At 64.4% G+C, this 23,984-nt stretch carries 15 protein-coding genes and 2 pseudogenes; 10 read left to right on the top strand and 7 right to left on the bottom strand.

The window, feature by feature from the left end; all coding sequences use genetic code 11:
- Positions 1-85: 85 nt before the first annotated feature.
- The 5 genes from recC (at position 86) to ABQY64_RS20635 (ending at position 11,975) form a co-directional block, all read left to right on the top strand.
- The gene (gene recC, locus ABQY64_RS20655) at positions 86-3,490 is read left to right on the top strand and encodes an exodeoxyribonuclease V subunit gamma (RefSeq protein WP_349779571.1); all 3,405 of its coding nucleotides are present in this window, start codon (positions 86-88) and stop codon (positions 3,488-3,490) included.
- Positions 3,487-7,551 carry an exodeoxyribonuclease V subunit beta gene (locus ABQY64_RS20650; protein ID WP_349779570.1) on the top strand — a complete coding sequence of 1,355 codons (4,065 nt, stop codon included), beginning with the start codon at positions 3,487-3,489 and terminating at the stop codon, positions 7,549-7,551. The genes recC and ABQY64_RS20650 overlap by 4 nt, the downstream gene beginning before the upstream one ends.
- Positions 7,552-7,904: 353 nt before the next feature.
- The gene (gene recD, locus ABQY64_RS20645; protein ID WP_349779569.1) at positions 7,905-10,055 is read left to right on the top strand and encodes an exodeoxyribonuclease V subunit alpha; all 2,151 of its coding nucleotides are present in this window, start codon (positions 7,905-7,907) and stop codon (positions 10,053-10,055) included.
- Between the two features lie 138 nt (positions 10,056-10,193).
- Positions 10,194-11,249 (top strand): virulence RhuM family protein, encoded by a 1,056-nt coding sequence (locus ABQY64_RS20640; RefSeq protein WP_047126549.1) that lies wholly within the window; start codon positions 10,194-10,196, stop codon positions 11,247-11,249.
- A gap of 351 nt (positions 11,250-11,600) precedes the next feature.
- Complete coding sequence (locus ABQY64_RS20635) at positions 11,601-11,975, top strand: hypothetical protein (protein ID WP_225874229.1); 375 nt, start codon at positions 11,601-11,603, stop codon at positions 11,973-11,975.
- On the opposite strand, the gene ABQY64_RS20630 is transcribed toward ABQY64_RS20635, so the two are convergent.
- From ABQY64_RS20630 to ABQY64_RS20620, 3 genes and pseudogenes are all read right to left on the bottom strand, one after another.
- Complete coding sequence (locus ABQY64_RS20630) at positions 11,913-12,083, bottom strand: type II toxin-antitoxin system RelE/ParE family toxin (protein WP_164741631.1); 171 nt, start codon at positions 12,081-12,083, stop codon at positions 11,913-11,915. The genes ABQY64_RS20635 and ABQY64_RS20630 overlap by 63 nt on opposite strands.
- Positions 12,083-12,338 (bottom strand): annotated as a pseudogene (locus tag ABQY64_RS20625) (antitoxin). Before ABQY64_RS20625 ends, ABQY64_RS20630 begins: the two are co-directional and overlap by 1 nt.
- Positions 12,339-12,917: 579 nt before the next feature.
- Entirely contained in the window at positions 12,918-13,250 is a 333-nt protein-coding gene (locus tag ABQY64_RS20620) for a hypothetical protein (RefSeq protein ID WP_104599840.1), read from the bottom strand.
- A gap of 260 nt (positions 13,251-13,510) precedes the next feature.
- Here ABQY64_RS20620 and ABQY64_RS20615 point away from each other — a divergent pair, with 260 nt between their 5' ends.
- Complete coding sequence (locus ABQY64_RS20615) at positions 13,511-17,059, top strand: SIR2 family protein (RefSeq protein WP_349779568.1); 3,549 nt, start codon at positions 13,511-13,513, stop codon at positions 17,057-17,059.
- 24 nt (positions 17,060-17,083) lie between these two features.
- Here the strand turns inward: ABQY64_RS20615 and ABQY64_RS20610 are convergent, their stop codons facing one another.
- Positions 17,084-17,920: a restriction endonuclease gene (locus ABQY64_RS20610; RefSeq protein WP_349779567.1), complete on the bottom strand. Its 837-nt coding sequence runs from the start codon at positions 17,918-17,920 to the stop codon at positions 17,084-17,086.
- Between the two features lie 359 nt (positions 17,921-18,279).
- On the opposite strand from ABQY64_RS20610, the gene ABQY64_RS20605 reads away from it, so the two are divergent.
- From ABQY64_RS20605 to ABQY64_RS20595, 3 genes and pseudogenes are all read left to right on the top strand, one after another.
- Positions 18,280-19,176 (top strand): RluA family pseudouridine synthase, encoded by an 897-nt coding sequence (locus ABQY64_RS20605; protein WP_349779566.1) that lies wholly within the window; start codon positions 18,280-18,282, stop codon positions 19,174-19,176.
- A 118-nt stretch (positions 19,177-19,294) separates the two neighbouring features.
- A complete protein-coding gene (locus ABQY64_RS20600) occupies positions 19,295-19,624 on the top strand; it encodes a hypothetical protein (protein ID WP_349779565.1) in 330 nt (109 codons plus the stop codon).
- A 115-nt stretch (positions 19,625-19,739) separates the two neighbouring features.
- Positions 19,740-20,439: pseudogene (locus ABQY64_RS20595) on the top strand (DUF2306 domain-containing protein).
- 57 nt (positions 20,440-20,496) lie between these two features.
- Here ABQY64_RS20595 and ABQY64_RS20590 read toward each other — a convergent pair.
- Together ABQY64_RS20590 and ABQY64_RS20585 are read right to left on the bottom strand one after the other, a co-directional pair.
- Positions 20,497-20,898 (bottom strand): hypothetical protein, encoded by a 402-nt coding sequence (locus ABQY64_RS20590; RefSeq protein ID WP_146011427.1) that lies wholly within the window; start codon positions 20,896-20,898, stop codon positions 20,497-20,499.
- A 19-nt stretch (positions 20,899-20,917) separates the two neighbouring features.
- Positions 20,918-21,373: a hypothetical protein gene (locus ABQY64_RS20585; protein WP_024939627.1), complete on the bottom strand. Its 456-nt coding sequence runs from the start codon at positions 21,371-21,373 to the stop codon at positions 20,918-20,920.
- 302 nt (positions 21,374-21,675) lie between these two features.
- Between ABQY64_RS20585 and ABQY64_RS20580 the strand changes: the two genes are divergently transcribed.
- On the top strand, positions 21,676-22,077 hold the full coding sequence (locus ABQY64_RS20580) for an antitoxin Xre/MbcA/ParS toxin-binding domain-containing protein (RefSeq protein WP_026064237.1): 402 nt from the start codon (positions 21,676-21,678) through the stop codon (positions 22,075-22,077).
- A gap of 69 nt (positions 22,078-22,146) precedes the next feature.
- Here ABQY64_RS20580 and ABQY64_RS20575 read toward each other — a convergent pair whose 3' ends face one another.
- Positions 22,147-23,772: an alpha/beta hydrolase-fold protein gene (locus ABQY64_RS20575; protein ID WP_349779564.1), complete on the bottom strand. Its 1,626-nt coding sequence runs from the start codon at positions 23,770-23,772 to the stop codon at positions 22,147-22,149.
- Positions 23,773-23,984 lie beyond the last annotated feature (212 nt).

Here is a 23,984-nt window from a genome sequence, read left to right as displayed (position 1 = left end):
GGGCCCGAACAGCGGCCCCACTCGCTGCGCACCGGCCCTGGGCCAACAGCGCAGTACGGCCGCATCCGGCACAATGCGCGTACGCATGCACGCCACTTCCGCGCCCGATTTCCGCCTCTATCCCTCAAATGCGCTGGATACGCTGGCTGCCTTGCTCGCACAGGAGCTGCGCCGGCCGGTGCCGGAGCAGCCGTTGCTGCAGCCGGAGGTGGTGCTGATCCCGCAGGTGGCGATGCGGCGCTGGCTGCAGTCCACGCTGGCGGCCGAGCATGGGGTTGCGGCCAATCTGGAATTCCTCACCCCCGGCGAATTCGTCGCGCGCGCGCTGGAATGCAATCTTGGCCCGGCCGACGACGACCTGGACATGGCCACCACGCAGTGGCGCCTCTATGCCGCCTTGCAGGCCGATCTGGGCAGCGACGCGGCGTTGGCGCCCCTGGCCGGTTATCTGTCCGATGGCGATGCGCTCAAGCCCTGGGCGCTGGCCGGCGAGCTGGGCAATGTGTTCGAGAAGTACCAGGCCTGGCGACGCGACTGGTTGCTGCGCTGGGAAGGCGGCGCCGACCCCGATGATCCGCAGGCGCGGCTGTGGCGCAGCATCGCCACCGGCCGGCAATACCGCGCGCGTCGCATCGGCCAGTATCTGGATCGCTACGCGCGCCCGGACGGCCCGCTGCCGCAGGGCTTGCCCAGGCGCCTGTTCGCCTTCGCCATCTTGAACATCTCGCCCGACGTGCTGCGCGTGCTGGCCACGCAGGCGCGCGTGGGCACGCTGCATTTCTACCTGCCCACGCCCACGCAAGGTTACTGGGGCGACCTGCAAACCCTGTGGCAGCGCCGTCGCGAAGACGGTGCGGTGCAGCTGTTTGCCGAGCAGGTGCAGGAAAACCCGCTGCTGCAGGCCTGGGGCGCGGCCGGGCGCGACTTCATGGCATTGGTCGGCGACTACGAGGTGGTGCACCCGCTGGCCGAGATCGCCGCCTACGCCGACCCGCTGGAGTCTGGCCGCCGCGCACTGGCCGACGGCGGCCTGGGCGACAGCCTGCTGCGGCGCATGCAGAGCGACCTGTTCCATCGCCGCGCGCCCAGCGTGCCTGCGGTGTTGCCGGCGGTGAATCTGCACGACCCCAGCCTGCAGGTGCACGCCTGCCACACCCGTCTGCGCGAGCTGCAGGTGCTGCACGACCAGCTGCGCGCCTTGCTCGACGATGCGCGCTTCGACCCGCCGCTGCAGCCGCGCGAGATCGCGGTGCTGTCGCCAAATATCGACCCGTACGTGCCGTATCTGGATGCGGTGTTCGGCAGCCACGGCAACGACGATGCCTTGCCGTACGCGCTGGCCGATGCCAGCCCGTTGGCCAGCGAGCCGCTGGCCGAAGTGTTCCTGAGCTTGCTCGGCCTGCCGATCGCACGCTTCGGCCTGCACGAGATCCTCGACCTGCTCGCCAGTGCGCCGATTGCCGAGGCCGCCGGCCTGGACGAAGCCGGACTGGAACGTCTGCGCGGCTGGCTGCATGCGGCCGGCGCGCGCTGGGGGCTGGATGCAGCGCACCGGCGCCAGCATCAGGCACCGAGCGACGACGCCTACACCTGGCGCTTCGCGCTGGACCGGCTGCTGCTTGGCCATGCCAGCGGCGCCGACGACGATATCGAGGGCGTGGCGCCATGGCCGCAGCTGGAAGGCAGCGCGCTGGCCGCACTGGATATCTTGTTGAAGCTGCTGCGCGTGCTCGAACGCCACCAGTCCGTGTTGGCCGAGGCGATGACGCCGGTCGAGTGGCGCGAGCGGCTGCTCGGCCTGCTGGAGGCGCTGATGCCAAAAGCGCCTTCGGCACCGCGTGCGCAGCGCGCGCTGGATCGGCTGCGCACCTTGATCGACCAGTTCGCCCGCGATGCAGTGCGCGCCGAGTACGCAGGCAGCGTGCCGGCCGAGGTAGTGCGCGCGCATTTTGCTGCGGTGCTGGGCGAGTCGGACACGCGTGCGCCGCTGCTCACCGGCGGCATCAGTTTCGGTCGCATGGTGCCGATGCGCTTGCTGCCATTCCGCGCCATCTGCCTGCTCGGCATGAACGATGGCGACTTCCCGCGCCGCGACCCGGCCGCCGGGCTCAATCGCCTCACCGCGGAATTGGGCACCGAGCGTCGCCGGCACGGCGACCGTTCGACCCGCGAGGACGACAGGTTCCTGTTCCTGCAGTTGTTCGCCTCCGCGCAGGAAGTGTTCTACCTGAGCTATCTCGGCGCCGATGCGCGCGACGGCAGCGCGCGCGAACCGTCGGTGCTGGTCAGCGAGCTGCTGGGCAGCGCCGCGCAGTACCACGCCGACCTGGCGGCAATCGACACGCTGGTGGTGCACCACCCGTTGCAGCCGTTTGCCGCCGCCGCCTTCGGTGCGCCGGGCGATCACGGCGCCGACCCGCGCCGTTTCAGCTATCGCCGGCAGTGGCGGCCTGCGGTGGACAGCCTTACCGGCCAGCGCCAGCCGCTGACGCCGTGGGTGGCCGGTGCATTGCCGGCCGATGACATCGCAGTGCCGACGAATGTGTCGATCGACGAGCTGCGCCGCCTGTTCGCCGACCCGGCCGGGCAGTTCCTGCGCCACCGCCTGGGAATGCGCTTGCCGGATCCGGCCGGCGAAGACAGCGATCTGGAGCCGCTGCTCGCGCCCACGCGCGGGCTGGAGCAATACGGCCTGCAGCAGCATGTGTTCGACGCCGCGCTGGCCGGCGACACCGAGCGGCTTTACGAGCGTCTGCGCGCGCGCGCGCTGCTGCCGTCCGGGCCGCTGGGGCGACGCCAGCTCGATGAGCGGGTGGCGCAACTGCGCCCGTACGCCGAGGCATTCCGGCACTGGCGTGGCGAAGCGCCGGCGCAGTCGCGCCGGTTGCAGGTGCAGATCGGCCAGACCGAGGTGCACGGCCGTGTGCCCGGCTGGTATGCGAGCGGGGTGGGGCGGGTGCAGGTCGGCGCGCTCAGCGGCCGCAGCGCGATCCGCCACGGCCTGGAATGGCTGCTGCTGCGCGCCGCCGGCGAGCACGCGCCGTATGTGCGCTTCTTCGAAGACGAAGACGGTTTAGGCCCGCATCCCATCGATGCCGAACCGCTGTCGCAGACGCAGGCGCAGGGCGCGTTGGCTGCGCTGCTGCAGGTGTACCGGCAGGGCTTGCAGACGCCGCTGGCGTTCGCGCCCTACAGCAGCTGGAAGTATCACCAGGCCGCGCGCAGCGACGACCTGGACAAGGCCATCAAGGACGCCGCCGGGCAGTGGCAATCCAGCTTCGGCTGGAGCGAATCGCACAGCCCGGAACTGCGTCTGGTCAACCGCGGCCGCGACCCGTTCGCCGATGCACAACGCTTTGCCGATTTCGCCATCACCAGCCACCGCGTGTACGACCTGCTCGAGCGCGGCAACGCCGATGCCACGCTGGATCCGGAGCGTCTGATCGAGAGCTGGCGCCACTGGCATGGCGCGCAGGAAGAGGCCGAATGAGCGCCAGCCCGGTCACCGACCCGTATCTGCACCTGCCGCTGCAGGGCGTACGCCTGATCGAGGCCAGCGCCGGCACCGGCAAGACCTTCACCCTGGCCACGCTGTTCACCCGGCTGGTGGTCGAGCGTGGCCTGCGCATCGGCCAGATCCTCGCCGTCACCTTCACCGAGGCCGCCACCCAGGAACTGCGCCGCCGCATCCGCGAGCGCCTGGTGCTGGCCGCAACCCTGGTCCCCGACGCCCCCGTAGGAGCGGCCCAGGCCGCGACCGACCTCGCCGACGACTCGTCGCGGCCAGGTCCGCTCCTACACGAAGTGCCCGACGCCTTTGTCGCCACGCACCTGGCCACTGACACCGAAACACCCACCGCCCCCGTAGGAGCGGCCCGGGCCGCGACCGACTTCGCCGACGACTCGTCGCGGCCAGGTCCACTCCTACAGGACGCGCCCGATGTGCTGCTTACGCGCGCCATCCTCGCCACGCACCTGGCCACCGGCACCGAAACACCCGCGGCCCTGCGCCGCCGCCTGCAACAGGCGGTGGAAGAAATCGACCTGGCCGCCGTGTTCACCATCCACGGCTTCTGCGCGCGCGTGCTGCGCGAACATGCGCTGGAAAGCGGTCAGGCCTTCGCCGCACCGGAACTGCTCGCCAACGATCGCGAACTGCTCGGCGAAGTCGCCGCCGATCTATGGCGCCAGCGCGCCGCCGATGCGGCAATGGCCGAAGACCTGATCGCGCTGTGGTCGGGCGGCCCGGAGGCACTGGCCAGCGATCTGCGCGCGCTGGTGCGCCATCCAACACTGCTGCCGGCGGCAGCCACGACAAACGACGATTCGGCTGCGCTGCTGCAAGCGGTGCAGGACGCCAGTACTGCACTGGCCGCGGCATTCCAGGCGCAAGGCACCGCGTTTTTCGAAGCCCTCATGGCCGCCATCGATGGCGGCATCCTGAGCAAGGTCAGCTACAAGCCGGAATGGCTGGCAGCGCTGTGGCATTGGTTCGACAGCTTCGCCGCCGCGCCATCGATGCACACAACGCCGCACGCCAAGCTGATCAAACTCACCGCTGCGGAACTGGCCGCCGGCACCAACAAGAAGTTCGTCGAGCACACCCCGGCCTCGCCGCTGAGTCACGAGATCGACGGCTATCTCACCGCGCTGGCCGGTGTCGAAGCATGGCGCAGCCGTCGCCGCATCTGCCTGCTGCACGCCCTGCGCGAGGACGCCATTGCGCGGCTGGCGTTGCTCAAGCGCCAGCGCCGCGTGCAGACCTACGACGACCTGGTCGATGGTGTCGCGCACGCGCTGGAAGGCGCGCAGTCCCAGGCGCTGGTCGCGCGGCTGCGCGCGCAATACGCCATCGCGCTGGTGGACGAATTCCAGGACACCGATGACCGCCAGTGGGCGATCTTTTCCAACGTGTTCGGCGAAGGCCCGCTCGCACGCGACGCCGGCCTGGAGCCGGCGCTGTTTCTGATCGGCGACCCCAAGCAGGCCATCTACGGCTTCCGTGGCGGCGACGTGCGCACCTATCTGGCCGCCGCGGTCACTGCCGAACTCGCCCCGCCGCTGAGCCACAACTTCCGCTCGCGCCCCGGCGTGCTGGCGGCCATCGACGCGTTGTACGCACAGGCCGGCTACACCGATGCCTTCCTCACCGATGGCATCGCCTTCCACCCGGTGCGGCCCGGCACCAAGCGGCTGGATGCCGACCTGCAACGCGATGGCGCCGCCGCCCCGGCGCTGACGCTGTGGCGCGCCCCGGACCCGCCGCCGCCACCTGCCGCGGCAGCGGCAAAAACCAAGCAAGCAGGAAAGCCCAAACCCTGGAGCGCCAACCGCGCCCGCGAGCTGGCCACCGCCGCCTGCGTGGCGGCGATTCGCGGCTGGCTGGCCGGCGGCCGCGACGGCACCGTCAATGGCCGCCCGGTGCAGGCCGGCGATATCGCCGTGCTGGTGCGCAGCCACGGCGAGGCCACGCGCATGCAGCAGGCGCTGGGCGCGGTGGGCATCCCCGCCGTGGCGGCCGGCAAGCAGAGCCTGTTCGCCACCGACGAAGCGCTGGAACTGCTAGCCCTGCTGCAGGCCTTGCTCGACCCGGGCGACGACAGCCGCCTGCGCGCCGCGCTGGCCACCGTGCTGATCGGCGCGGACGCCGCCGCCATCGCCGCGCTTGCACACGATGGCGAGCGTCACCGCCGCTGGCAGCAGCAGGCGCTGGACTGGCGCGAGCGCTGGCAGCGCGGCGGCCCGCTTGCCCTGATCGGCGACCTGGGCGCCGCGCACGGGCAACGCCTGCTCGCCCTGGTCGATGGCGAGCGCCGCCTCACCAACTACCTGCAGCTGGCCGAGCTGTTGCAGGAAGCCGACGCCCGCGCACTCGGCCCGCACGGCCTGGTCGACTGGCTGTCGCGCCGCATCGCCAATGCCGACGACAACGACGAAGCCCAGCAGCTGCGGCTGGAGTCGGACGCGCGCCGCGTGCAGATCGTCACCCTGCACAAGAGCAAGGGCCTGGAATATCCGCTGGTGTTCCTGCCGTACATCGGCATCGGCCGCAGCGACAAGGGCGCCGGCCGCCATTGCGTGGTGCATGCGCCGGAGCTCGGCCGCCAGCTGCACTGGAAGACTGATAAAGACGACCCAACCTGGAGCGCCGCCGAAGCGGCCTGGAAGCAGGAGCAACGCGCCGAAGACGCGCGCCTGCTCTACGTCGGCCTGACCCGTGCCGAGCACGCGCTGTGGATCGCCAGCGGCCCGTTCCACCAGCACGAGCGCACCGCACTGTCCGGCATGCTGCGCGCGCTGGACGCACTGCAGGGCGCGGCCGGCGAGGGCGCAGTGGTGGTCGATATGTCCACGCCGCCCACCAACCTGCCGCGCCTGCCGCCGCCGGTCGAAGCGCAGGTGCCGCCCGCGCGCGCGCCACAGCGGCATATCGCCCCGGACTGGTGGGTCTACAGCTTCACCCAGCTGGCCAACGCCGATGCCGGCGCCGCCACCGACCCGATGGCCAGCGCCACGGTGGTCGGCAGTGGCGGCAGCGACGAGCCGTCCGGCAGCGAGGCCGTTGCGGTGGCCGCCGAGGTCGACGCCTTCGACCCGCGCTTTGCCGGCAACCGCTTCGGCGTGGTGATGCACGACGTATTCGAGCGTTGCGACTTCGCCGCCTGGCAGGCCTGGCGCCCCGGCTTGCCCGCACCCGAGGGCCAGGCCGCCGCCATCCTCGAGGCGCTGCAACGCGGTGGCTACGTCGAGAAAGAATGGGACGACGGCCTGGCCATGCTCACCGCGCTGATCGGCCACACCCTCACTGTGGCCCTGCCCGAAGGCACCACCCTGGCCGCCGTGCCCGCGCCGCAGCGCCGCAACGAGATGGAATTCCACTTCGCCATGCGGCCCACCCGCGTCGATGCGCTGCTCGCGTTGCTGCACCGGTTTGGCGTGGTCGGCGACCGCCAGGCCTTCGGCGCACGCCAGCGGCTGGAAGGCCTGATGACCGGCCTGATCGACCTCACCTACACCGTGGACGGGCGCTGGTACGTGCTCGACTACAAGTCCAACCGCCTGCCCAGCTACGACGCCGACGCCCTGGCCCGCGCCATGGCGCACAGCGAGTACGAATTGCAGGCGCTGATCTACACCGTCGCCTTGCACCGCTGGCTGCGTTTCCGCCTGGGCGATGGCTACGACTACGCCCGCGACTTCGGCGGCGTGCGCTACCTGTTCTGCCGCGGCCTGGACGCCACCCGCAACCCCGCAGCCGACTCTAGTTCTATCCCCGGTTCCGGTTCCGGTTCTGGTTACGACTCCGGCTCCGGCTCCGTCAATGGCGCCAGCGCCGCCTCCGATTCCGACCCCGTCAATGGCGCCAGCTCCATCTCCGATTCGGGTTTCGACTCTGACGCCGACTCCGACGCCGTCAACCGCGCCACGCCCGCACCCGGCATCCACGCCTGGCGCTTCGACCCGGCGCTGGTCCAAGCCCTGGACGCCCTGTTCGCCGGCAGCGCCCCGGAGCCGACATTCAGCAACCCAGGCACGCCCGATGCCCGCTAGCGCACAGCCCCTTACCGCTGACGCACCAAAGCCCCGCTTCCCCCGGGGCGATAAGGCACTGGTTGCGCGCCACTGGCGCGCGTGCCTTGGAGCGCCCGCGCCGCTGGCGCGGGCTGGGGCGCGGAGCGGGGGTTGGGGTGAGGGTACGTCCGCCGCCGAAGCATCCAAGCCATGACCCAACAGACCGCACGCCCGATCAGCGCTGTGCGCACGCCCCGCTCCCCTCGGGGCGGGCAGACACCGCTTGCGCGCACTGGCGCGCGTGCCTGGCAGTGTCTGCGCCACGCCGCGCGGGCTGGGACGTGCAGCGGAGGTTGGGGTGAGGGCGCCTGCGCCCGGGAGGCGTCCAGCGCATGAACCACCCAACCCTCTTCAACGCCCTGATCAAGGCCGACGCGCTGCGCCCGCTGGATCTGGCCTTCGCCCAAAGCCTGCAACGCCTGGCCCCGGACACCGACCCCCAGGTGTTGGCCGGCGCCGCACTCGCCTCGCTGGCCGTCACCAGCGGCCACGCAGGGCTGGACCCCAGCCGCGCCGGCATGCTGCTGGACACGCGCGAGGGCCCAGCGCCCGCACTCCCGGACCCAGGCGACTGGCAACGCACCCTGGCCGCCTCGCGCTGGGTCGACCAACCCAATCCGCAAGACCCCGCCGCCGCCGACTGCCCGCTGGTCCTGGAACACGGCCTGCTTTACCTGCGCCGCTACCGCGAGTACGAGCGCCGCCTGGCGCTGGGCCTGCAACGCATCGCCGCCCAGTCGCCGCCGCCCTTCGACGCCGCCACGCTGGCACCGCTGTTCGCGCAGCTATTCCCCCAGGCTTCCTCTCTCCCGATGAGAGAGGGTGCCCGAAGGGCGGGTGAGGGCACGGGCCTGCCAGAGCCATCCGTCGACCAGGAAGGTGCGGCCCCACCGGCCCCATCCCACCACCCAGACCGCCAGGCCCAGGCCGCCGCCCTGGCGCTGCGCCGCACCCTGCTGCTGGTCACCGGAGGCCCCGGCACCGGCAAGACCACCACCATCGCCCGCCTGCTGCTGCTGCGCATCGCCCAGGCACACGCCTCCAACACCCCGGCCCCGCGCATCGCCCTGGCCGCGCCCACCGGTCGTGCCGCCGAGCGCATGGCCGAGAGCCTGCGCCTTGCGGTCACGCGCGCCATCGCTGGCGGCATCGACCCGGCCCTGGCCGATGCCCTGCCCAGCGGCGCCAGCACCCTGCACCGCCTGCTCGGCGTCATCCCGGATTCCCCGCACTTCCGCCATCATGCCGACAACCCGCTGCCGTTGGACCTGATCGTCGTCGACGAGGCCTCCATGGTCGACCTGCCGCTGATGTGCAAGCTGGTCGAAGCCGTGGCCGACGGCACCCAGCTGATCCTGCTCGGCGACGCCGACCAGCTGCCCTCGGTGGAAGCCGGCGACGTGCTTGCCGCCATCCTGCAGGCCGCCGGCCCCGGCGATGCCCTGCAGCCGCAGGACGCACAGGCGCTGCAAGCACTGCTCGGCAACGCGCCCGCCGACACCACGCCCGCCGCCAGCCACGGCGGCGGCCTGGCCGGCCACCGCGTCCACCTGCTGCGCGGCTACCGGCAGGCGGACGACTTTGCACTGGCCCCATTGGCCGACGCCGTGCGCGCCGGCGACGCCGACACCGCCCTGGCCCTGCTGCGCAGCGGCGAGCTGGCCGGCGTGCACTTCCACGAAGACGGCGAAGACCCGCTCACCCTGGGCCGCGACGCACTGCTCGCGCACTGGCGCGCGCTGGCCGACGCGCACGACCCGGCCGCCGCCCTGCGCGATGCCGCGCGCCTGCGCCTGCTCACCGCCGTGCGCGCCGGCCCGCAGGGCGCACGCGGCCTCAACGCCCGTATCGAACAACTGCTGGCCGAAACCGGCTCCGGCGCCCGCCGCCTCGGCGCCGCCTCGCCCTGGTTCCAGGGCCGCCTGCTGCTGATCACCGAAAACAGCTACCGCCACGGCCTGTTCAACGGCGACGTCGGCATCTGCCTGCGAAGCGAAGCGAGTCCCTCTCCCGGGCGCAGCGACGAAGGCCCCTCTTCAGGGCCAGGCCAGCCCGGCGGCACCGCCAGCCGCAACAACCCAGGCACCGACAGCCGTGCCCAAGGCCCGTTGGTCGCCTGGTTCGAAGGCGACGGCGACGGCCAGGTGCGCGGCTTCCACCCCGCCGCACTGCCCGCACACGAAAGCGCCTTCGCCATGACCGTGCACAAGGCCCAGGGCAGCGAATTCGACACCGTCTGGCTGCAACTGCCCACCCGCGACGCCCGCGTGCTCAGCCGTGAACTGCTCTACACCGGCATCACCCGCGCCCGCCGCGCCCTGCACCTGGCCGGCAGCGAGGCGGTCATCCGCAGCGCACTGGCCCGGCACGCCGCGCGCATCTCTGGCCTAGCGTGGCGGTTGGGTGCGCAGCAGCAGGCGGCACCCGCCAAGCCAGCAACAGAACCAGCTACTGCGTTGCCCGTGCAGGGTTCGTTGTTCTGATGGACGCGAGCCGGCGCAATGGCAACATCACTTACGGCAGAACGGCACGTTCGCCTATCACCATCACCGGGCATGCCCGGATAGCATCATGGACGAAGAAAAACTGGTTGTGCGGTATCGCCAGCATGGGAGGCATCAATGGCGAAAAAGCATGAAATTTCGCTCGTCCGCTCGTCGGCGGCCGAATACCTGACCTTCGTGGCCGCCGCAGGCGAGGGCGGCGTGCAGGCGGCGTATGCCGACGAAAACGTCTGGCTGACGCAGAAGATGCTGGCCCAGCTCTACGATGTCGAAACCCACACCATCAACTACCACCTGAAAAAGGTGTTCGCTGACAACGAGTTACAGCCAGATGCAGTTATTCGAAATTTTCGAATAACTGCCGCCGACAGCAAGAGCTACGACACCAAGCACTACAACCTTGCGGCCATCATTGCCGTGGGCTACAAGGTCAATTCCGAGCGCGCGGTGCAGTTCCGCAAGTGGGCCACCACCATCATCGAGTCCTTCACGATCAAGGGCTTCGCGATGGACGATGAGCGCCTGAAGAATGACGGCACGGTGCTCGGCAAGCGCTACTTCGAAGAGCAGTTGCAGCGCATCCGCGAGATCCGTCTCTCCGAGCGCAAGTTCTACCAGAAGATCACCGACATCTACGCCACCGCCCTGGACTACGATGCCACCGCGCAGGCAACCCAGCGGTTCTTCGCCACAGTGCAGAACAAGCTGCACTGGGCCATCCACGGGCAAACCGCAGCAGAAGTCGTCTACCACCGAGCCGATGCCGGCAAGCAGCACATGGGCCTGACCACCTGGGCCGATGCACCGCGCGGGAAGATCCAGAAGTTCGACGTGGCGGTTGCCAAGAACTACCTGACCACCGGCGAGATGGCGCAGTTGCAACGCCTCGTATCGGCCTATCTGGACCTGGCCGAGGACATGGCACTGCGGCAGATTCCGATGACCATGCAGGATTGGGAAACACGTCTGAATCGTTTCATCGAAGCAACCGACCGGCAGGTGTTGCAGGACGCAGGGCGCGTCACCGCCGAGATCGCCAAAGCGCATGCGGAAAGCGAGTTCGAAAAGTACCGCATAGTGCAGGACCAGCTGTTCGTGAGCGATTTCGATCGCGTGTTGCAGCAGCTTGATGCAGGAGACCGGGTGGACGGTGCCGACGAGGACTTGCGCTAGACGGTGATGTGGGAAGCGCCAAAGCGTCAGGTCCCCAACCGCGCGCGATAGTGCACGTTGGATTGAAAGATCGCTCCGAGGATGAATCGCGACTAGCGTCTGCCCAGGAGTTGCCCGCCACGGTGGTTCCGCCCGTCCAGGGCTCGTACCCCAAGCCGGAGAGATGGCATGAGAACTGACGACAAAGAAGCGCTTGCGCGTAAGAGGTGAATGATGAAGGCGATATGGGTTCTTGGGATTCTCGCGCTGTCAGCCTGCTCCAGCGCGACTGCGGCTGGGAGGCTGGAGATCAGACTCCAAAACAGACAGGCAGCGCATACAGCGACAGCTGGAGCATCCGTCTCAGTCACGATGGCCAACGCAGGTGACCAGCCCATCGAGCTACCTGCCTCGTATGTTCCAGACGTAGACAAAGGCGGGGTGTTGCAGACCAATCTGTTCAAGGTCCTGCAAGAGGACGGCAGCCCCGTCGACTATCGCGGCATCTATGTGCACAACGTCCGAGGTTCCACGCCATCTCTTGTCCTGAAGCCGGGGCAGTCAATCGTCAGGACGATCAATCTGTCATTGAGTTACCAGATCATGCCTGGGCGCAATTACTCGGTCGGGGTACACCCACTTATACGTTATCGGGAGCAGCAGGAATCAAAGAGTAAAACCACCTCAGCCGATATGACGTCGCTGAAGACTGCTACATCCAACATCATCGAGATCACGCCTCGATAGGTCTGCGATGTACTGGCGAACCTGCGCCTGGCCCCAGCGTGCCGAGGTGTAGCGGATGATCCCGCGCAGATCGGCTTCGGCTGCATCGGTGAGGACGTAGCCGTGCATCAACCGCGACGGCCCCCGGCCAATTCTTCATCCAGGATGGTGCTGATGCTCTTGGTAGAAACCTTGCCGGCAAGGCCTTGCTCGACACGTCCCCCAAGGAGGGTCTTCAACTCCTGCCATGCCTGATCAGCGTTTAGGTCGCCAGGGAACAGGCGTTCAAGCGCGTATTTGCTTGATGGTCTTGCCCTGCAGAGCCGCCAGCGCCTTCAGGCTCTGGTGCTGCTGATCGTTCAGATCGATGGTCAAACGGCTCATGACGAGCTCCAAATCCGCACAAACCCACATTAGTGCAGCAGCTTTGGCCGGGTCGTTGATCGGTCTGCTGCAGCGTTGGGGTGCTACCGCAGGTCATGCCAGCGGTGAGTGGGAGAGTCCGACAGGCCGAGTTCGCAAGCCAACGCTCAGCCCCTAGTGAAACGTCCAAAAAACGCGAGGTCAGGCGATCCGCCTGACCCCGTTCGCCGTCTGGCAGGCCGGGCGGCTTACTTGCCCTTCTTTTCCTGCTTGGCCGCGCGCTTTTCCTTCAGCGTCTTGGTCGGCTCTTTCTTCTGGCTCTTCTTCTGGTCCATCCCCTTGCTCATGACACCCTCGTAGTTGCTGGATTGATCGGTCGGGCAGCGCCATGACCCTGGCGTGCCTGCGCACTGTAAGGCTTGCGCGGGGTGGAATGGCAGCGGCAACGCAAGGCCGGGCGACGGGCGGTGTGTCCGGCCCGGCGTCTGCGCGACGCAGCGTGCGCCAGTAGCCCTTCGGCGTGGCCGGCTGGGCCACAAACGCAAACGCCCGCGTGTGGCCGGCAAGGTCCACACGCGGGCGCTGGCGACAGCGGCTGTCTTACTTGACCGGCACGCGCTGGTACTGCTCGCCACCGGTGTTGAGGTGGCCGTTGGCCGCGTCGATGGCGAAGTTCACCGTCTCGCCATCGTTGGTGACCTGCAGCGCGCCGTCCTTGTACACCGCCGGGTAGCTCTCGGTCTTGGGCTTGCGGCTGAAGAACTTCGGCGTGGTGCTGCGGACCATGAAGGTCTCGCCATTGCGCTCGATGTCCATCGTCTCTTCCTGCGTCTGCACGTTGACCCAGTGGCCGACGAACTTCTCGCCCTCCTCCTTGGCGCAACCGCTCACCAGCAGTGCCGCGGCCAGCGCGGTGCCCATCCACTTCATCATCGTGTGTTTCTCCAGTTGAGGCTGCGGCGAGGATGGCGGGTGGGGGATGTACGGGAGGTCAAGGTTGCCGCGCTATAGCGGCTCGAAAGCGAGCGATGCTCATGCAATATGGCCCCTTTAACACCAAGGTCATCGGTTTCCTGCGATGCAAAATTACTTAGCACTGATCATGACATCGAAAAACCAATCTGCCCCCTAAACCCCATGGAACATGCCGGAGAATTCAAGCAAGATTGCACATCTAGTGATAGGCGAAAAACATGGCCGAGCGCGTCATTGATGTATCTTCTCTAGAGGATTATCCAAACTTACGTAAGCTTGCCGAGGCCATGTGGCGCGAAGCGAACTCTTACCACGGTGCAGCTGTGATGGTGGGAGCTGGTTTCGGACGGTCCGCCGCAAAGACTGGGGATCCTAATAGGAAGCTGCCACTTTGGGCAGACTTATCCAAAATATTGGCCAGCCAACTGCACACTAGCCCCTACGGTGATCCTTTGCGTCTCGCAGAGGAGTATGAGGCATATTTTGGGCGTCAATCGCTCAATGATTTATTGCGTCGCGAGATTGATGATCAACGGTGGGAGCCAGGAGATCTTTACCGGGAAATTTTAAAGCTTCCGTGGACCGAAATACTAACTACTAACTGGGACACTTTACTTGAGCGCGCAAGCATGAAAGTAAGCTCACCAGTTTACAGCATCGTGACTCGTCAAGAGCAGTTGTCTAGTTCACGATCCCCGCGCATTGTTAAACTTCATGGAACGTTGGGGATAACGGATAGCTTAGTTTTTACTCAAGAGGACTACAGGAAATTCCCGCAGAGTGGCGCGGCTTATGTGAATTTCGCTAGGCAAGTATTTATAGAAAACGAACTATGCCTCGTGGGGTTCTCTGGGGATGATCCTAACTTTTTACAATGGGTGGGTTGGGTGCGTGATCATCTATCCAATCATGTGAGAAGGATTTACTTGGTCGGTGCGCTTCAATTAACAAGTTCCAAGCGAAAATATCTCCAAAGCCTAAATGTAGCGCCAATAGACCTCTATCCCATAGTAAGTGGCTGGGACAGCCAAGACAGACGCCATTTGGAGGCAATACGAATTTTTTTGGATGAGCTTAGACGACTTAAACCTATCCCGGCGTGGGAATGGAAAATTACTTCTTTGAATCGATCTATTTATGACGAAGACGAAGATAAGCGCGAGCGGGAAGACGCTTCGATCCCGGCAAGAAGACTAAAAGATCAGCTTGAAGTGTTGGCAAGAAATCGCAAGGCATATCCGGGATGGCTGATATGCCCGCAAGGTCTGCGGTGGCAGTTGAGTCACCAGATCACAGATCCCAATCCCTCGCAGGCGATATTGTCTGTTATGAGCGTGCGTGATAGGTCGGAAATGCTATATGAGATTAGTTGGAGGTACGAAGTTAGCGGAATACCGATTCCCACGTGGCTCTCTGTTCTAATATTAGAAACATGTAAAGCGGATGTGCGAAGTGGTATGTCCGTCAAACAGCTTTGTGAGATGGCGCTGTTTGTGCTCCGAGGAAGTAGATGGCTCGATAAAAATTCCAGAGAAATTGTTTCCGAGGAAAGTCAAAGATTTCTTGAAGAAAAAAAAGAATTTTGGGAAGAAATACCAAACGAACTATGTTATTTCAAAGCTGAGAATGCGCGAGATGAATTGGATTACGTGAGGTTGCAGGATTTCACAGATAAAATTAATCCAATAGACCCTATCTGGCAATTGCGGAAAGCTGGCCTTCTCTGCGATCTAGGCAGATTTGAAGAGGCCAAAGATTTAGTATCAAGTACATTTTCGCAGTTGCAAAGGCAGAACAGAGATGACCCTGGGTCAATTCTAATATTTTCTAGACTGGCCTGGGCACATTGGTTTCTGCGTGGACTGGAAATTTATAGTCCGAAAATTTATGAGCCTTTTCCATCTATCTACCAAGACAAGCGCTGTAGTCCTTGGGATGAAATCCAGGGCCTAAGTGAAGCTGCGACCAGCATGTTAGAGAAAGAGCGAAAAAAAATAGGTATTGAGCCACTCTTCGATACTGGCAGTTTTAGGGATCGGGCGCAACAAGTGACATGGAGTAATGAGATTCATCCGCTAGTTTTTCTAGAATTAATTAGCAACAGAACAGGTTTGCCGATGAGATCGCAAGGAGTTAGCTTTCTAGGTGAGCCCGCAAAAGCGATTCTACAGTTGAAGAATATCGACGACGCTTCTCGATTTTCTTTGGTTGTGAGAGTTGCAAAGAATGACTCGGATGAAATCCTTAACAAAGTGATGTCACGCACAAAAGTAGCGTCACTTGATTCGGAATACGCAAGCTCGTTACTTGCATCTAGTAAGTTAGCTTTAGAATTCTGGATTGAAAGGTTCAATTCTAATGCTGACGCGAAAGGATTTTACATTGAGAAAATTCAGCTGTTTTTAGAGTTCGTTGCACGTATGTGTATACGTGCTTCGCCTGAAGAAGCTATGGAGATCTTCAAATTCTCACGAAGAATATTGTCGTTCCCTTCGTTGATTAACTACAGAACATTTAGACCTTTTAACAACTTGGTTAAGTTCTCTTTGGAGAGCATAAATAAGTTTGATGGGCCTATTCTGGTTGAGGAAGCACTTCTATTTCCTGTTTCAACTGAATATTCCGCACACAGCGATTTTTACTTATATAACCCAGTTGTTGAATTTCCTGGCTCTAGAGTTGGTAATAAAATAATAGATGAGAGAATATTGAAGCTTATCGACCTCGCATCATCTAATGAGCGTGATCGTGGCGACGTACTAGAGCGTCTGCTTTTACTGCAGGATGCCGGATACCTTAGTGAGAAAGAAAAGTCGGCGCTAGCAAAAGTCGTTTGGGGAGACCCTGAAAAATATGAACCTCTGCCTGGTTCAGGGCTCTACTGGAGAGCGCTATCAAGAATTCCGAGCGCAAACCCAATAGCTGTTAATGCAGCAATTAGACGTAATCTTTTTTCTAGAGAGCCGAGTCAGATGTGTAATGCAGCTGGGCTTGTCCAGATATTGGGGGCACGAAGCTCCGCAGAATTCTATCCCACTGAAGCAGAGGCATGCGCTTTTTTTGATCACTTAGTGAAATGGCGCCGAGTGGAGAGTGATGATTTGATCGCACGTAACTTTGAAGGGGTCGATAAAACCGAAGAGCTGCTTGCAAATTCCTTGGCATCTGTATTTATCCCGGCGCTCGAAAGAGAAAACTTAACACCGTCCCGTTTTGCTGCTTTATTGGATATGAATTCACAGGGTCAAAGAGGACGCTTTGTTGCGGGTCTTCCTTACTTTGCGACTGCGGATCCCCGTTTAAACGATCTAGTAAAGCGTGAGATTAGAGTTGCTCTTCGCAGTCAAGATGTGAAAGCATTTTCTTCGGGGACACAAGCGATTTTGATTTGGATAAAGAAGGATTCGGAGTCGCTAGACGCGGCTAGCTTACTGTCCAGTCTAGTTAGTTTGGTTGAAGCTGGGGTACCAGCGAGATTGCCGGCCTTATTAGGGGTCTTTCGTGAAACTATTAGAACTGGAAATGTCGACCCATCTGATGTGCAGAGAATCGCGGATGTATTGCCTGAGCTATATCATGGAAATAGATATGAGATTCTCGATGACGCTTCATATGAAGCTGTAGTTGCGCCTTTGGTACGTCGGGAATGTGTTCGAATTGCGGATCTGCTATTAAAGAATAATTGCGAGCATGATGTGTTACTCTCTGAGTTAATCCGTAAAGCTGCTAGTGATCCGCTCCCCGAAGTAAGGTATGCGTTGGATTGAGAAGCGAAACAGGGCCAAGTTCATTTATGCAGTTCCTCTGCACTTCGGGAACTGGGTGCAGCCTAGGAAGTTCTCACCGGTGCGCCGGTTTCGTCGCTGCACAAGCGCGCTGCCACAGCGTGGGCAGCCTAGGGCAGTGTCGGTTGCGGAGACAGTGGGCTCAGTTGAGGCAAAGACAGGATCGATGCGTACTGGTGAAGCAGCAATTTGTGTTGCCCCTTGCTGTTGCATCGCTCGGATCATGTCCAACAACTGCTCGCCCCCAATGAGTTCAATCGGCTTGCCTTCGGCAAAGCGCTCGGCATCTTTCGTGTAGGTACCGATACAGGCGATCTTTACTGCGTGGGCTTGGTGATGGGCTAGCAGGCCGTACATCTCTCGCACGACGCTGACGCCGACCTGCTGGCGCTTCCACTGTTTGCATTGCACCAGCGTGCGGCGGCTGTCCTTGCGCAGGATCAGGTCGATGCCGCCGTCGGCGCCGCCCAGGCCGGTTTCTTCGACGCTGTAGCCCTGGCGGCGGAAGGCTTCGCCGACCAGTCGTTCGAACTGGCGCCAGCCGCCGGCGGCCAGGCTCTCCAGGCTTGTGCGTGTCTCCAGCAAGCGTCGCCGGCTGCGCGTGCGCAGATAGGAGAACAGCGCGGCAATCCAGCAGACGCTGAGCAGCGTCCACGCTAACGGCGCGAACATTCCACTCGATTGCTGTGCGAAGCCCTGCGACAGCATTCCACCCTGGTGAGAGAACCACCAGCCGATGCCATAGCGCACCACCAGATACGCAGCGATTCCCATCACGAAGCCAACCGGCCACGGCAATGCGGCTAGCGCTTCGAATCCACCCTGTTTCTTTCTGCGTCCCATGCCAGAACCCCCGTTCCCGGTTTGAACATAGCCGTTGAAACGGGTTTTGTCAGCAGACCATGCACGCCGTTGCGATCAATGGCTCATCAACGCTCGGCACGACGCGTGCGCAGGCAAACAGGTGTGTTCTTTACGCCAAAGCTTGAGTTCGCTTGCGTGTTGTTTAGCGCAACTGCATGCCAATCAACGCGATGAAGCGGGCTGCGGTAGTGGTCGCTGCGCTTCCCAGTAATGCATGCAATGCGCAGCGCTCGAAAGTCTCTCTCTCGGGTTGAGAGTTGTTACATCACTGCGGAGAGAATCGACGCGACAAGGTACGATGCCAGCCCATCTGCTTGAGTGCGCTTTTTGCTGTCGCAATGTCCGCTATCCGCCCGACCCTCGATGGCACTCCTGCCAGCCAGTTCCATCTTCCGTCCGGCCCGTGGCACACGGTGTGGGAGGCGCTGTGTGCGTGCTTTCCGGTCGTTGGTGCTGACACGTGGCGTGATCGCTTCGCACGTGGGCGCATACTGGATGCGCAGCAGCAGACATTGGATATCGCTGCGCCGTATCGGGTTGGTGCGGAGATCTATTACTTCCGCGAAGTCGCGGATGAGCCGATCATCACGGCAATGGAAACGGTGTTGCATGCCGACGCGCATATTGTCGCGGCCTGCAAGCCGCATTTCCTGCCCGTGGTGCCAGCCGGTGCCTATGTGCACCAGACGCTTTTGACCCGTTTGGCGCGGCGCTTCGACAACCCCGCGTTGGTGCCGCTGCACCGTATCGATCGCGACACTGCGGGGTTTGTGTTGTTCTCGGCCAACCCGTCATCGCGCGGGATCTACCAGGCGCTGTTCCGCGAGCGACGTATTCGCAAGCATTACTTGGCAGTCGCACCACCGCTGCCGGAGCTGACGTTTCCGTATGTGCATCGCAGCCGGCTGGAGCCGGGCGAGCCGTTCTTCCGTATGCGCGAGGGCGTGGGTGAGCCGAACAGCGAGACGGTGATCGATGTGGTCGCGCGCGGCGCAGACACGTGGACGTATCGATTGGAGCCGGTCACCGGGCGTAAGCACCAGTTGCGCGTGCATATGGCCGCGCTGGGCGCGCCGATCCTGTATGACCGCTTCTATCCAGAGCTGGAAGATCAGCGGCCCGATGATCCGGAGCGGCCACTGCAATTGTTCGCGCACACGTTGGCATTCGATGACCCGATTACTGGTGAGCCTCGGCGCTTCACCGCGACGATCGAACCGACAAAATCGGCTTGAGACGCAACCCTGTGCTTTGCTAAAAAATCAGGCGAAATATCTGGTTTTCAGATATCCGAAAAAGCGCGCTACGGTGGCTTTGCGGACATCCCGTCCGCTCACGTCGAGGACAGACGGCATGAGCACTTCGAGAGCCCTTACGACCAATACTCGGCAGCGCGTGCGGCCAGCGGCCAAGATAGAAGCGCACGCAGAGCCCTTCACCTTCGGCGTCACCCTGCAGCAGATCGACCAGTTCCATACGCTGCTGCGCACGATCACTGCGCAGAGCGACATGGTGGCGGTGTGCAGCGGCAAGTCGCTGGATGCCACCAGTCTGTCGGTTCTGGGCGAGAGCATCTTCAATGCCGCCCGCGCGGTACGCGGCGTGGTCGACGAGATCTACGAGCAGCGGCTCGGTAGCGACGGTGTTGATCCGGTATCGCACGCAATGCAGCGCCAGGCGTAAGTCTTCCCTCCGCGCCGCACCTACGATCGCGCCCACGCTCCTGCTGCATGTCCATGCTAGCGTTCCGCTGCCGAGAGCAGGCTGGCCGAAGGAGCGGGGCATGCGGGTCGATCCGATGCGCGAAGGTGTCGAGGTAGCAGGTAGCAGGCCGTTTGCCCGTGTGGCGTGGGCGTTGTTGTGGCTTGCGCTGGCCGCGCTCGCGGCCGAGTTCGTGCGCCACGTGTACCTGAAGTACGCCGCGCTGGAGTCGCCGGCATACGCCATGTTCCTTACCCGGCGTGGCTGGCTGTGGCTGCACCTCGGTGGCGGCGCCGCCGGCATCGCCCTCGGCACGCTGCAGTTCGCCACGCAAGGCTGGCGCAGGCACGCATGGGTGCACCGCTGGGTTGGGCGTGCGTATTTCGTTGGCATGTTGGTGGCGATGCTTGGCGCCACCGGGTTGATCGCCACCTCGCCTGCGCCGATGGCGATCCGCGTGGCCTTCGCAGCGACGGAAGCGGCGTGGCTGGTGGTGGCGTCCGTGGGCCTGGTGGCCATCCGTCGCGGGCGGGTTGGCCGGCACCGACGCTGGATGGTGCGGGCGTATCTGGTGACCTTGGCGCCGGTCGTGTTCCGTGTGGTGCTCTACGCAGCGGTCGGGGCCGGGGTGGCGCCATCGCCCGATACGATCGCGGTGCTGCTATGGGCCAGTTGGGCGGTGCCGTTGCTGATCCACATGGTGGGGAGCGCAATCGCCAACGCCGCGCGCCGGCACGTGCGGCTTTCCGCAGCCCCGGCGGGTGCCGGCGTCGGAATCGACGCTCGCTGAGGCCTGACACGCAGCGCAACCAGCCAATGCAGCGCGCGTCGTGGACCAGGCGGCAACTGCCGCTCTACAGACAGGTGCCCCCTCGACCGACTCGGAAGGAAACCAGCGTTCCCTGTGCATCGAACGTCAGCGAAATCATGGTGAACGTGGTTGCGCAGGGAAAATGCGGCCACCGCGTTCGCACGGGGGCGGCCATGAGCGTGGGACCCATGCCCATGGCGGTGCGCAGCGCATTGCGCTCCGCCCAGGCCAGTACCTGCGTTTGCGACATGCCTGGTGTCAGTTCCCGCTCGGCTTTGTCGCGCCAGTACGTCTGCTGCCGTTGCTCGGCCGGGCTTGCCGTGCAGCGGTAGCCGCCCAGTGCGACCAGCAGCAGGACGATACCGATGCCTAGCCACACCCTGCGCCTGCGTCGCCTTGCGCGATCGCGCGGGCGCAGGGTGTTTGGTTGCAATGGGTCGCGCATCGGTGGCGTGTGCCTGCGCTCAACGCACCTTGTACAACACCGCCGCACCTGGCTTGGGCTCGAACATCGGCACGGTCTGCTGCTTGAGCGCGGTGCCCTTGGCGTCCCACACCAGCGTTTCGGCGGGGTATTCCTCGTTGCGAGTCATGGTGTCGATCTGCTTGACGATCACCGTCTTGCCGGCGGGCACTTCCGGGTTCCAGGCGAACACGCCCAGGCGGCCGTAGAACACCGCAGGCGCGGCGGCATCCAGGCGGCGGTCCGGGCACATGACCAGGCCGCGTTCCAGCATCACCCGTAGTGCGCCCACGGGCACGGCCTTGACGGTGGGCGCGGTGCGGTCGGTGCTGTGGCCGGGGCAGACATTGGCCGAGCGGGTGAGCATGTCCTCGACCACCTGGCGGTCGGACTGGGCCAAGGCCGGCAGGGCGGCGGTGGACAGGGCAAGCACGGCGAGGGCGGATTTCCAGGGCATCTGACAACTCCTCATGAGATGACACTCCAATACGGTAGCCCTGCAGGCGGGCTGCTGCCAGTGACGCGCCCGGATGCTAGCAATCCCTGCGTTAAGCGCTGCCAATGGTTGGCGCCGCTTCCGGGCGGGCGCGCAAGCGGGACTCGGCCACCGAAGCCGCCGCCGGCCCGCCAACCCCGCACGGGCCGGCCGGCGCGTAATGCAACGGCCGCTGACGCCCAGCGCCGCTGTCAGGAGACTCCTGATTGAGCAGTGGCGGCGACGCGGATAGCGTGCGCGCTATCACACCGTTGGACTGCTTTATGGAACGCGCCGACCTCATTGCATCACTGCTCACCGGCATGCGGCGTGCCGAAGACTTCCGCGCGCAGGGGGCGGCCTACAACACCGCACACAGCCAGCAGATGGCGGTCGACCACGGCAAGGCCGCCGACGCCGAGCTGGTGCTGTCGCTGTTCGCCTTCACGCCGGAGCACCTCAAGCTGCTGGGCAGCACCGGCATCGAGAACCTGGGCGAGATCGTCTGCCATGCCTGGGCCTTGAACGGCGGCAACAACGAGGCGCTGATCGGCTGGTTCCGCAAGCCCATGAACGCGCTCGACGGGCAGACGCCGGCCGCCCTGGTCCGCAGCGGCAGCCTGAAGGTGCTGCTGCTGGTGCTCAGGCAGCAGCTGGAGTGGGAATTGCCCAAGCGCTCGGCCTGAGCATCGGGGCCGGTGACGCCGCGCCCTGGCGTGCCGGTGGCCGGCACGCCGATCGGCAGCGCCGGCGCGTTACTGTTTGGGTCGCGCCACGGCGTACATCTCCCAGGCAATCTTCTTCATCAAGGCGTTGCTGTCCTCGCCTTCCTTGTACAGGTCGAAGTGGGTGCGGCCTTCCAGGTAGCGGAAGTCGCTTTTTGCGCCCAGGCCGTCCAGCACGGCCTGGAACTTGCGCGCGGCCCCATCCAGGTAGAACGTGTCGGCGGTGCCGACGATCAGGTGGATCTTGCCGTCCAGATCCGGCTTGAGCGTGGGCCACTGCGCGGCCACGCGCGCGGCGATGTCGTAGTGCGTGCGCCAGTAGGCCACCACGGCCGGGTCCACCTTGCCGGTGTCGCGGTCGAACATCGGCACCGGGCGGCCGTCGGGCCCGCGCGGCGAGAATACCCAGTCGAACGATGTCATCTGGCCGCCGTAGGGGCCTAACACGCGTTCGAGCTTGGCGAAGGTTTCCAGGTCGGCCACCACCTTGCCCTGGTCGCGGATCAGCGGGAACTGGCTGCCGTCCGGGCGCCGGTAGACGTTGGCATTGGGCGCGTACAGATCCGGCCCGGTGAAGTCGTGGAAGTCGCTCGAATCGGGCGAGGTGGACCAGGTACCGCCGAACAGCTTGGGGTAGCGCGTCTGCAGCCACAGCGTGGCCCAGCCGCCGGACGAATGCCCGTTGAGGAACCGGCCCTTGGCGTTGCCGTCCATCTTGTACTGCCGTTCGAGCGCGGGGATCAGCTCTTCGGTCAGCGCGGTGCCCCAGGGGCCGTTGTTGACCGAGTCGGCGAACTCGTGGGTGCCGGTGGGCGTGGACTGGTCCAGGAACACCCAGATCATCGGCGGCATCTGCTTGGCCGCCATCGCGCTCCAGGTGGCGGCGATGCTGCCGGCAAAGCGGTTGTAATTGCCGCCGAAGCCGTGGGTGACATACACGGTGGGATAGCGGGTGGCGGCCTTGGCGTCATAGCCGGGCGGGGTGAGCACGCGGGCGCGCAGCGACACCGGCCGGCCCCAGAACGCGCTCAGCGACGGGCTGACCAGCGAGGCGTCCGCGCTGTGCAGCCTGGCCTCCGGGATGGCGTCGCGGATCGCCTGCGGCGCCCGCGGCGACACCTGCCACGGGTCGTCAGACGCGGGCACCTGCTTGCTGAGTGTCAGCGTGGGCAACGGCTTGCCCTTGCCCTGCATCACCGTAGTGACCTCGCTCAACAGGTCGCCGCCATCGCGGCCGGCATAGCTGTAACTGTGGTCCGGATCCAGCACGGCCTGGAACAGGTACTCGCCGGCCGGCAGCGCGGAAAAGCCGCTGGGGAAGGCGATGTTGTCCAGGTCGATCTCGACGCTGGCACCGGGGGCAAGCGCGGTCACCTCCTGCGCCGCCACCGCCACCGCGGTTGGGCGGAACGGGTTCACGCTCACTTCCTCCACCTTGCCGGCTTTGCCGTCCTTGCCATCCTTGGCCGCGGCCTGGGCGTCCTTGGCCAGGGTGGCGAAGACCAGCAGGCGGCCGGACACGGGCTGGTCGCTCGCCCCGTCCAGCGTGACGCGCAGCAGGCGATGGGCCGCTGCCGGTGCGGCGGCGTGCGTGCAGCAGGCGCACAACAGGCCAACGGCCAGACCCAGGCGAGGGGCAAAACGATGCAGAGACATGCAGATCCTTGGGAACGCAGGTGGATGGAGGGGGCGCACACGGCCCTGTGCAGACTGTAGCCAGTTCCCGGCCGGCCGTGCGCCACCAACGCGAGGTCTGGTCACCGTATCCGATCTGCCCGCTCCAGCGCTCACATCATCAACCGGACGCGACACAGACTCCGGCCGGCATCGCGAGCCACGGCATGAAGCTGGGCCGGCCCCAAGTAACC

This window comes from Xanthomonas sp. WHRI 7065, assembly GCF_040203115.2.
GTDB lineage: Bacteria > Pseudomonadota > Gammaproteobacteria > Xanthomonadales > Xanthomonadaceae > Xanthomonas > Xanthomonas arboricola.
Note: the sequence above shows the minus strand (reverse complement) of the source record. Positions and strands in the feature narration are given on the sequence as shown.

Coding starts and splice junctions, on each gene's coding strand:
- recC (WP_349779571.1), top strand. CDS start 86: ATGCACGCCACTTCCGCGCCCGATTTCCGCCTCTATCCCTCAAATGCG.
- ABQY64_RS20650 (WP_349779570.1), top strand. CDS start 3,487: ATGAGCGCCAGCCCGGTCACCGACCCGTATCTGCACCTGCCGCTGCAG.
- recD (WP_349779569.1), top strand. CDS start 7,905: ATGAACCACCCAACCCTCTTCAACGCCCTGATCAAGGCCGACGCGCTG.
- ABQY64_RS20640 (WP_047126549.1), top strand. CDS start 10,194: ATGGCGAAAAAGCATGAAATTTCGCTCGTCCGCTCGTCGGCGGCCGAA.
- ABQY64_RS20635 (WP_225874229.1), top strand. CDS start 11,601: ATGGCCAACGCAGGTGACCAGCCCATCGAGCTACCTGCCTCGTATGTT.
- ABQY64_RS20630 (WP_164741631.1), bottom strand. CDS start 12,083: ATGCACGGCTACGTCCTCACCGATGCAGCCGAAGCCGATCTGCGCGGG.
- ABQY64_RS20620 (WP_104599840.1), bottom strand. CDS start 13,250: ATGATGAAGTGGATGGGCACCGCGCTGGCCGCGGCACTGCTGGTGAGC.
- ABQY64_RS20615 (WP_349779568.1), top strand. CDS start 13,511: ATGGCCGAGCGCGTCATTGATGTATCTTCTCTAGAGGATTATCCAAAC.
- ABQY64_RS20610 (WP_349779567.1), bottom strand. CDS start 17,920: ATGGGACGCAGAAAGAAACAGGGTGGATTCGAAGCGCTAGCCGCATTG.
- ABQY64_RS20605 (WP_349779566.1), top strand. CDS start 18,280: ATGTCCGCTATCCGCCCGACCCTCGATGGCACTCCTGCCAGCCAGTTC.
- ABQY64_RS20600 (WP_349779565.1), top strand. CDS start 19,295: ATGAGCACTTCGAGAGCCCTTACGACCAATACTCGGCAGCGCGTGCGG.
- ABQY64_RS20590 (WP_146011427.1), bottom strand. CDS start 20,898: ATGCGCGACCCATTGCAACCAAACACCCTGCGCCCGCGCGATCGCGCA.
- ABQY64_RS20585 (WP_024939627.1), bottom strand. CDS start 21,373: ATGCCCTGGAAATCCGCCCTCGCCGTGCTTGCCCTGTCCACCGCCGCC.
- ABQY64_RS20580 (WP_026064237.1), top strand. CDS start 21,676: ATGGAACGCGCCGACCTCATTGCATCACTGCTCACCGGCATGCGGCGT.
- ABQY64_RS20575 (WP_349779564.1), bottom strand. CDS start 23,772: ATGTCTCTGCATCGTTTTGCCCCTCGCCTGGGTCTGGCCGTTGGCCTG.